The sequence below is a fragment of the Pararcticibacter amylolyticus genome, assembly GCF_003130405.1.
GTDB lineage: Bacteria > Bacteroidota > Bacteroidia > Sphingobacteriales > Sphingobacteriaceae > Arcticibacter > Arcticibacter amylolyticus.
Genome location: NZ_QEAS01000004.1, coordinates 4,530 through 11,311, shown reverse-complemented (window position 1 = coordinate 11,311; position 6,782 = coordinate 4,530). Strand labels below are relative to the sequence as shown.

6 protein-coding genes are annotated in these 6,782 nt (G+C 44.5%); 2 read left to right on the top strand and 4 right to left on the bottom strand.

Going from position 1 to position 6,782, the window contains the following annotated elements; translation table 11 throughout:
* Positions 1–1,027: HlyD family secretion protein (locus DDR33_RS05915; protein ID WP_109415097.1), on the top strand; the 1,027-nt coding region annotated here is incomplete at its 5' end.
* 2 nt (positions 1,028–1,029) lie between these two features.
* Positions 1,030–2,619, top strand: a complete 1,590-nt coding sequence (locus tag DDR33_RS05910; RefSeq protein WP_109414861.1) for an MFS transporter — start codon at positions 1,030–1,032, stop codon at positions 2,617–2,619.
* Between the two features lie 73 nt (positions 2,620–2,692).
* Here the strand turns inward: DDR33_RS05910 and DDR33_RS05905 are convergent, their stop codons facing one another.
* The 4 genes from DDR33_RS05905 to DDR33_RS05890 form a co-directional block, all read right to left on the bottom strand.
* Positions 2,693–3,202 (bottom strand): hypothetical protein, encoded by a 510-nt coding sequence (locus tag DDR33_RS05905; protein WP_109414860.1) that lies wholly within the window; start codon positions 3,200–3,202, stop codon positions 2,693–2,695.
* A gap of 35 nt (positions 3,203–3,237) precedes the next feature.
* A complete protein-coding gene (locus DDR33_RS05900; protein WP_238387690.1) occupies positions 3,238–4,404 on the bottom strand; it encodes an FAD-dependent oxidoreductase in 1,167 nt (388 codons plus the stop codon).
* A gap of 90 nt (positions 4,405–4,494) precedes the next feature.
* A complete protein-coding gene (locus tag DDR33_RS05895; RefSeq protein WP_202913666.1) occupies positions 4,495–5,877 on the bottom strand; it encodes a DHA2 family efflux MFS transporter permease subunit in 1,383 nt (460 codons plus the stop codon).
* 7 nt (positions 5,878–5,884) lie between these two features.
* Positions 5,885–6,782: TolC family protein (locus DDR33_RS05890; RefSeq protein WP_158280647.1), on the bottom strand; the 898-nt coding region annotated here is incomplete at its 5' end.

Here is a 6,782-nt window from a genome sequence, read left to right as displayed (position 1 = left end):
TAAAATCGTCGTTATTGCAACTCAATGGTTTGGCGGGGCGTTACTGGCAGGTGTCATCATCTGGGCTGCTGCCTATTTTTGGAGAGGGTACCGGTATGCACAGACTAATGATGCCCAGATTGATGCCTACCTCTCCCCCATCAATGCTAAAGTTGGCGGATACATCAATAAAATTTATTACCATGACAATCAGCAAGTGAAGAAAGGTGACACTCTTATACTGATCGAACGCGATGAGTATGGATTAAAAAAGAAAGCAGCATTTGCAGAATTACTGGGTTCCCGGGCTAAATTGCCCATCTTAGACGCCAGCGAGAGAACCCAGCTAAAGAGCATCGATGTGATTAAAGCACAACTCTCCGGCGCAAAGGCAAAACTGGCGCAGCAGCAAAGAGAATATCTGAGATATAAAAACCTGCTTGCCGGTGAATCTGCTACACAGCAAAAATTTGATAACATAAGTACTTCACTTGAGATTAACCGGTCGGATTATCAACAGGTGCAGGCCTCCCTTAAAGTGGCAGAGTCGAAATTGAATGATATCAAAGCACAACGGTCTGCCATAGATGCGGAGATCAAACTAAAGGAAGCTCTACTCGAAAGACAGGAGCTGGATGTCAGATATACAGTAGTTATCGCACCCTTTGATGGACAGATTGGGAAAAAGACCATTCAGGAAGGACAGCTGATCCAACCCGGACAAACCCTGGCTTTTCTGGTTAACAGCTCGGAAGAGAAATGGGTAGTTGCCAATTTTAAAGAAACGCAAATCTCGGGCTTCAGACCGGGACAAAAAGTATCTGTTGAAGTGGATGCATTTCCCGATGAGAAATTCTCCGGAGCAATTGAATCCTTGTCCCCCACTACCGGTTCCCGCTATTCCCTTCTTCCTCCTGATAACGCAACGGGCAATTTCGTCAAAATTACACAGCGTATTCCTGTCAGGATCAAACTGACTGATACCATGCAGAAACTTGCCAGACTGTCTGCCGGGATGAATGCCAATGTTTATGTTATAAAAGATTAAAAATGCAGGCACACACAATACCACTGTTCAAATCCTGGGTACCGGAGCGATTGGCAGGACTGATTATCCTATCGATACTGATGACTTGCCTGTTCAGCTTTGCCTTTTACAGCAGTCCGGCGACGATAATGGGCTTTTATGGCGTAGAGCCAACAGATGTACAATATGCGATGGTGGTCATTTATGGTTCAACCGTGGCCTTTTTGGCTCTTGACTTCCGGATTGTAAAGTATTTCTCCTCAAGGAAATATCTCCTGGCCGCCCTTGCGGTTAATACCGTATGCTCACTTGTCTGTTTTCATTTCAGGAACTGGACGCTCTTTATAAGCTGCCAGTTTGTACAGGGAATTACCTGTGCACTTATGTCCGGGATCGTGCTGAGTCTGACATTCGCCCGCTTACATTCTACCCGGGTAAGGGTGATCGGCTACACGATACTTTATGCCGGAATCCAGATATCTGTTCCACTTTACTCCATATACTCCAGCGCTGTACTGAATATCTTTGATTTCAACTGGTTGTTTTACGGTTTAAATATCTTGCTGATAATTTTGGCGCTGGTGGTTTTGATTACCATGAACGCTGAAGCGAGGTTCCATAAAAAGGTACCGCTGTATCAGGTAGACTGGATTGGATATCTGTTTTATACCGTTTTTATACTGACGCTGGGATATACCCTGATATACGGACGGCAGTTGGGCTGGCTCGATAGCCAGTTGATCGTCTCTCTCCTGTTATCAGACCTGCTGATACTGGTGCTTTTTATTCTAAGGGAACTGAGGATCAAAAGACCATTGATCAATTTAAGGATCTTCAAGGCTCCCAATTTTGTTATTGGTCTGATCTTACTGTTCATTTTCTATATTTTCAAAGGAAGCACCGGGCTCACCTACGGATATCTCGAAACCATTCTGGGAACCGATCCTCTGAACACTATTCCCGTTTGGATATCCGTAATTACAGGTACCCTCATCAGTATGTTCGTTACTGCGCGGTTCATCCTAATGGGCGCTAATCTGATCCGGATGATCATCATTGGTTTTGCTATTATGGCGTCATACTATGTGTATATGCTTCTTTATGTTTCCGTTCAGGGCAGCACAACAGATTTTATTTTGCCTATGTTCATTTATGGAGTTTCCACGGGCGTACTATTCGTTCCAATCGTTTCTTTTACCACATCTGCTGCTCCTCCCAAAATAGCCTTTAACGCTTCATTGATCGGCATCTTTGCCAGGTTCACAGGCTTTACCTCCAGTTTAGCCCTCAATAATGAGATCCAGCTATTTACAAGGTCTTCCGTCAGGGAAAAAGTCCGGGAAACACTGAGCGAAACGAATCCGCAACTGCCCCTGACTTTGCAGGACATCCGGCAAACTTACCTGAATGCAGGTAACGATTTGTATGTCGCAAAAGGGGCCGCAGAAGGTTATTTCAATAGTCTTGTAAAAGAGCAGATACTGGCACGTTCTATCAGAGATTATTACGACCTGATGCTTATTGGGATAGTCTGCGTCATACTGGCGCTCTTGTTTCTGCCAGGCATTAAAGATGTTGTACTGAAATTAAGAAAAGGAAATGTGCCTTACTAAAAGGAAACTACATATCTGCTTTTCAAACCCAGAGATTCGTGATAATGGCAACTATAGAGTCATTGGCCGGCAACTAAGGTGCCCAGGGAGATGACAAGGCCTCCTGATTCAGAACCAGACGTATGTACCTGGCCAATGACAAACTATACATCACCGGAATAGCCGCCAGGACAGCCGACCGGAACCAGTTGAGCATTTCCCATTGATGAAAAGCTTGCCGGATTAGTGTTACATCCCGGGTAGAGCCAAAAAGTACCTCATTCAGTGGAAAGAAAAATTTAAAACTAAGTAAATCGGCAAAAAGGATTAAAGCCAAAGCGGTTACATTAAACCAACGCACTTTCGTGTCGGTTCTCCAAAACCGGATGACGCAGTTGATACCAATGATGTGAATCAGCGGCCCGGTGATTTTGAAGAATTCAGCCGGATTTTTGAAAGCAAAATATCTTCGGGCAACATCAACAGATTGAGGAAGCCGATATCCCCAATTAGGCGCGTCGACGATAGAATTGTAAATATTCACGAACAGTAATCCGGAGCTCACCACGATAGCCAGGTGCAGCACAAAAATTTTAATCTTCATTTTTTAAACTGAATGAAACTTTCGATAAGCTATTATCACCGGATAAGGCGAAACGTATCTATCAAAAATTTCAAGGCTTCCTTAGAGTGCATATTTTTCATTGATTGCAACGTCACCTCAGTTATTTCGGCGGCGCGTCTGAGCATAGACATTTCATATTTTGAAATGGCAGTCCTGGTACCGGTATAGTCCTGCGCTGTAAGTTGTTCTGCAATTTCGAGAGCATCGAGCATCGCCATATTCACTCCTTCGCCTGCATAAGGAGGCATACGATGTGCCGCATCTCCTATCATGGTGAGGTTCGGCAGACTCTCCCATTGCTGGTCAGCCGGAAAATGATATTGCGGACGCGGCACAAAATAACTTTCATCACTCGCAAATAGCTCGTGCCATTCATCGCTCCAGTCGGCAAAACGTTCTTTAAACCAATTCCAGACGTCCTCTTTATGATCAAAATTGATATTTGAGGTCTTTATCCAATCTTCCGTTTCCCTGGTTCCGGTATAGAACGACAGTGAACCATCACCTTTAGTGCTCAGAATAATACTTTTTTCCTGCCCGAGTGCAAATATTTTCCCGCCCCTGGCGAGTTTCCAGAGATTGGGCGCATTGCTTGCGGCGTTGTAAATATTCCCTTCAATAATGGTCAGACCTGAATAAACCGGAGCAATTGGGGTAATGTATTTTCTGATCTTGGAATTGGCACCATCTGCTGCAACTACTAAATCGGCATAAACCGTTTCACCGTTTTCGAATAGGACATCCCAACCATCATCTTTAGCCTGCAACGATACAAATTTTGAATTCCAGACAATAGTATCTTTTGCCAGCGAAGCGATCAGCAAATCACGGAACGGGCCTCTGTCTATTTCGGGACGAAAAGAGGCGCCGTTTGGCTCTGCTTCAACTTTATTGGCATGATCGTCGAAATGGACGACCGCATTATGATCGGTCAGACGCAACTTGTCAGCATCCGGCCGGTAATGCTTTTTAAATTCATCTAACAATCCGGCAGCAATCAGAGCCTTCAGTCCCGATTCCTCGTGCAGATCAAGTGTAGCACCTTGCTGACGCACATTCTGATCGGCATCTCTTTCATAAACCTTCACTTCACACCCCTTCAGCTGCAATAACCTGGCAAGGGTTAAGCCACCGGGGCCTCCGCCAATGATGGCTATTTTTTTATTCTGCACTAACATCATAAAACAAAATTACTTTCACTTTTCAAATTAAAATAGCGCAATATATCCGAATAATGCTCGCAAACGGCCACCGTACAGCTAGGCAAAAATTTAATGCTCTGCATTTCCGGTCTTAACCGGGAGCAAACGCACCAACGCCAGGCACAAGATAATAGCCGCCGCGATGACAACAAAACTGCGTTCCATCGCTGAGGTAATAGAAGCCGACCGTTGAGCAATAAAGAAAACTGAGGTAATAACGGCTGCGCCAATACTGCTCGAGAGCTGTTGTACCGCACTCAGAGAGCCACTGGCACTTCCTGCTTCTTCCGGATTGATGTCGCCAATAGTAAAATCGAACAGTGTTCCGAAACAGAAGCCCATTCCGCCTCCCATTAAAAAGATTGACGGTGCAAACGCCCAGGGATTGCCTGCAGCCAGATTCAATTGATAAAACATAATGCCCAGACCAGTTAAGGTAATGATCAGCCCTATCCCAATAATATTCCGTCCGATTTTTTCTATGAGCGGTGGCGTTAGAATAGATGAAACAATGATACCAAGCGATAGCGGAACCATTTGCATGGATGCACCGAATGGCGTAGATCCTAATCCCAACTGCAGGAAAAGCGAAATGAGATACGTAAGTCCTGCCACTACGCCGAAGAAGAAAAACCCAAGAAACAAACCGGCTGAAAATCCCCTGTTTTTGAACAAAGTTGGTTTAATGATGGGACTGACTGCTTTAATCTGTCTCCAGATAAAAAGCAGCAACAACACGATTCCTGTAATGACAATCAGGACAGACCTTGTTTGCCAGTTGTTAGCAGAACCGTCGATAATACCATAAAGTAAAGAAAGCATCATTCCTCCTAATAAAACAGAGCCAATTCCGTCAATTGTTACCTCTTTATTACCCGCATCCTTTGGAAGAATTTTATAAGCCGCTATAAAGCCCAAGGTGCCAATTACAATATTGATCAGAAAGATGGAGCGCCAGCCGCTGTGAAAAATATCAGCACGAATAAGAAATCCTGCCAGAATAGGTCCGCAAATAGTCGCGATGCTTAAAACGGGACCAAAAACAGAAAACGCTTTGGTCATCATCTCCCTCGGAAAGTGCGCTGCCATAATGGCCATTCCCTGAGGAATTAGCAAAGCACCAAAAGCGCCCTGAACCAATCTGGCCACGATAATCATTTCCGGCGATACGGCAATTCCGCAGGCAAGCGATGCCAGCGTAAACCCGGCCATCCCGATGAGAAACAATTTGCGTTGCCCGTATTTATCTCCCAGCCTGCCGCCTACCACCAGCAATACCCCCATCGTTAAGGCATAACCCGCACCCAGCCACTGCATCAGTTCCTGTCCTCCGCCAAGCGTTTTAGAGATTACAGGCGCGGCAATATTGGTAATCGTAGAATCCAGCATATCAAGCATATCTGCAACCATTACAACGGTCAAAATGCTCCACAATCGAATATTCTCTTTCATATCTATTTTATTTTGATCCTTCAAATCCATTTAGTTTTTGAAAGTTATAGTAGGCCAAAAGATAATTGTAAACGGCTTTTACATAGTTCTGCTCTGCCGTATTAATAGTTGCCTCTGCATCAAGAACCGAACTGTAGGTGATGGTGCCGAGCTTGTAATTGTTCAACTGGTTTTGGCGCATACTCCGCGACAAGGCCAAACTGTTTTCCGCCGACTGAACATTACCGGTAGAGTTCCTTAACTCCGTTTTGTTCTTGCTCACCTCGTAATTCATATCCTGCAGCTTTTGCTTATACTGCATTTCAATCTGCGAGGCTTTAAGCTGAAACTCCTTCTTGTTTGCGCTCCTTGTCCATAATTCAGTAAGAGGCAAACTCGCCTTCACTCCGACATAATTATAGGGAGTCCACATTGAACTGATATATTTAAAGTCCGCTGCCTGATAGAGGGTGGTATAATTACCCGTTAACGATAAGGTTGGTGCCCATTTATAATTTTCTTTTTTGATCTTCAGGCCGTTCGCTTCCTTGAGGAATGCCAGCTGTTTCAGTTCCGGACGCTCCTCCATATTCACTTGATAGTCTGACTGTTTATGAGTACTGATTAAAGTTTGCAGAGAGTCTGTCAGCGCCAACGGCATATCATCATTCACGTTCATCTGATATTTCAGCGCTTTCATGGCCAGCTCATAATTTTGTGCGCTCTCCTTTTCCGTCAGCGTTGCATTTTCGAGGTCGGTTTGCGCTTTTAACAGATCCGTTTCCAGGATGGTTCCCAAACGCTTTCTTTCTGAAGAAACTTCAAAATATTCTCTGTAACGCTGTGTATTCTCTTTAGCCAACAACAATTGTTGCTGTTTCAATATCACATTCAGATAAGCATCTGCCACCTGCATCCTGATGGTG